The organism is bacterium, assembly GCA_030654305.1.
Classification (GTDB): Bacteria; Krumholzibacteriota; Krumholzibacteriia; order LZORAL124-64-63; family LZORAL124-64-63; genus PNOJ01.
Window position 1 is genome coordinate 1 of sequence record JAURXS010000465.1, and the last position, 2,263, is coordinate 2,263.

General features: G+C 70.7%; 3 protein-coding genes. All 3 read right to left on the reverse strand.

Going from position 1 to position 2,263, the window contains the following annotated elements; genetic code table 11:
* Positions 1-481, reverse strand: a 481-nt coding sequence (locus Q7W29_13315) for a class I SAM-dependent methyltransferase (GenBank protein ID MDO9172800.1), incomplete at its 3' end; no start/stop codon positions are given.
* A 28-nt stretch (positions 482-509) separates the two neighbouring features.
* Positions 510-1,355: a rhomboid family intramembrane serine protease gene (locus tag Q7W29_13320; protein ID MDO9172801.1), complete on the reverse strand. Its 846-nt coding sequence runs from the start codon at positions 1,353-1,355 to the stop codon at positions 510-512.
* A gap of 146 nt (positions 1,356-1,501) precedes the next feature.
* Positions 1,502-2,263 (reverse strand): hypothetical protein (locus Q7W29_13325; GenBank protein MDO9172802.1); only part of this gene is annotated, 762 nt, incomplete at its 5' end.

The following is a 2,263-nucleotide window of genomic DNA, read 5'->3' on the forward strand; positions in this document are numbered from 1 at the left end:
GGTGCCGCTCGACGAGGGCGGCGTCGGTGATCGCCTCGAGCGAGTCCACCGAGAAGATCATCTCGCCGCCGGGCTTGAGGATGCGGAAGGCGTGCCGCAGGACGTTCACGTGGTCCGGGATGTGCTCGATCACGCAGATGCTGAAGACGCGGTCGAAGCTGTCGTCCGCGAATCCCGCCTGCTCGAGGGGGACGTCGAGGAAATCCGCCCGGACGCGCCCCGGCAGGTGGCGCGCGAACCAGCGCGCCCGCGCGACGAAGCCGGGGTCGACGTCCAGGCCCGTGACGTGCCCGCAGCGCCGCCCCAGAAGCAGGGTGTGGTTGCCGATGCCGCAGCCGATGTCCAGGACCCGCTCGTCGCCCCGCCAGGCGAGGCCGCGCGTGAGCTCGGCGAACTCGTAGATCTTGAACGGGCTGTAGGTGAAGTAGATGTGCGGGTAGAGGCGCAGCTTCAGCAGCAGCAGCCACAGCAGGTTCTTCACGCGGCACCTCGGCGGTCGGCGGTGGTCGTCAGTTCCGGCGGCTGGCCCGGCGCAGCGTCTCGCGCTCCTGTTCGGTGAGGCTGGCGAGGCCCTCGCGGGAGATCTTCTCCAGCAGGCGGTCGACCTCGTCGCGGGGCTCGGGTCCGGGGGCGGTTCCGGACGCGGGCGGCGGCGCGTCGTCCAGGACGTGGAAGCGGCCGCGGGCCCGCTTGCGGCGGCGCGCGCGGGTGAACTTGCGCCAGAGGCCGTCGCCGACCTTCAGGTAGAGCACGCCGAACAGGATGCCCCCGAGGTGGGCGAGGTGCCCCACGCTCGACGGGGTCCGGGACGCCAGCAGCTCGAAGACCCCCAGGCCGATCACGAACCACTTCACCTTGATCGGGATCAGGAACCACAGCAGCAAGCGGCGCTCGGGGTAGAGCAGGCCGTAGGCGGTCAGGATGCCGTAGCCCGCGCCCGAGGCCCCGATCAGCGGGTGCGCCGCGGTGGACGGCTCGATGCGCGGCATCAGCAGCACGTAGACCAGACCCGCGCCGATCCCGGTGAACAGGTAATAGCGCAGGAAGGCGCGCTTGCCCCACTGGGCGTCGAGTTCCGAGCCGAACATCCAGATCAGGAACATGTTGAAGAAGAGGTGCCAGAAGTTCTGGTGCAGGAACATATAGGTCACGAACTGCCAGAGGTACAGCCGGTCCAGGGCCTGGCGGGGCACCAGCCCGAAGAGGTGGTCGAACGTGTAGAGGGCCGCGCCGTCGCCCAGCAGCCAGCGCAGCGCGAACACCGTGATGTTGGCGGCCAGCAGGGCCCGGACCGTGGGGGTCAGCGGGGGGCCGAAGCTCAGGCCGATCGATTGTCCCGTCCCGTAGGATCGCACGCGTGGGTCTCCCTTGGTCGCTCGCCGGCACCCAAGCTACAACATCGCCGGTCCGCTGGCACGGGAAATGACCGCCGCCGCGAGCCGGGAAAGGAACAGGGCGGGGACCCGCGTCCCCGCCCTGCGCCGTCGCGGGACGATGCCCGCTAGCGGAAGATGGCGTCCATGGCCCGGGCCGCCTCGGGGCTCAGGCCCGCGGCCGCCTTCTCGTCGATGGGGATCCCGTAGGTCGGGTCCCAGGTCAGGTTCGCCAGGTCGATGCTCGGGACCGAGGTGCCCAGCGCCTCGTTGATCGTGGCGATGAACCCGTTGGCCACGTGGCCGTAGCCGCGGTTGTTCGGGTGGATGCCGTCCAGCGAGAAGTAGGTCGTCGCCGCGGCGATGGTCGCGCCGTACTGCGCTTCCAGCGCCAGGAAGTGCGTGGCCTGGCCCGGGGTCAGGGCCGCCAGGGCGGCGTGCGCGTCGTACAGGTGGACGTATTCGCGCTCGTCCACGGCCGTGGCGATGGCCGCGTTGAAGCCCGTCACCGCGTCCTGCACGACCGCCGTCTCGGCGACGTCCAGCGTGTACGCCTCGGGCAGCGGCAGACCGGCCAGGCCCTCGGCGGCGAGGTAGCTCAGCGCCGGGAAGCGGACGAAGACCGCGTCGGCCTCGGTGAACAGGTTGGCGTCCGGGAGCGTGTCGGGGCCCGGCAGGCTGGCCATGGCCCGGAACAGCGCCTTGGGCATGAAGTAGGGCGTGCTGGCGATGTCCGGCACGTTGGCCGTGATGATCACCGGTGCGATGCCCGTGTGGGTGAGGACCGTGTCGGTGACGCGGTCGAGCAGCGCCTCGTACATCACGGCGAAGGCCGCCGGCGGCGTCACGTTCACGCCCAGGACCGGCTCGCCGCTGGTGGCGCCGCCGAG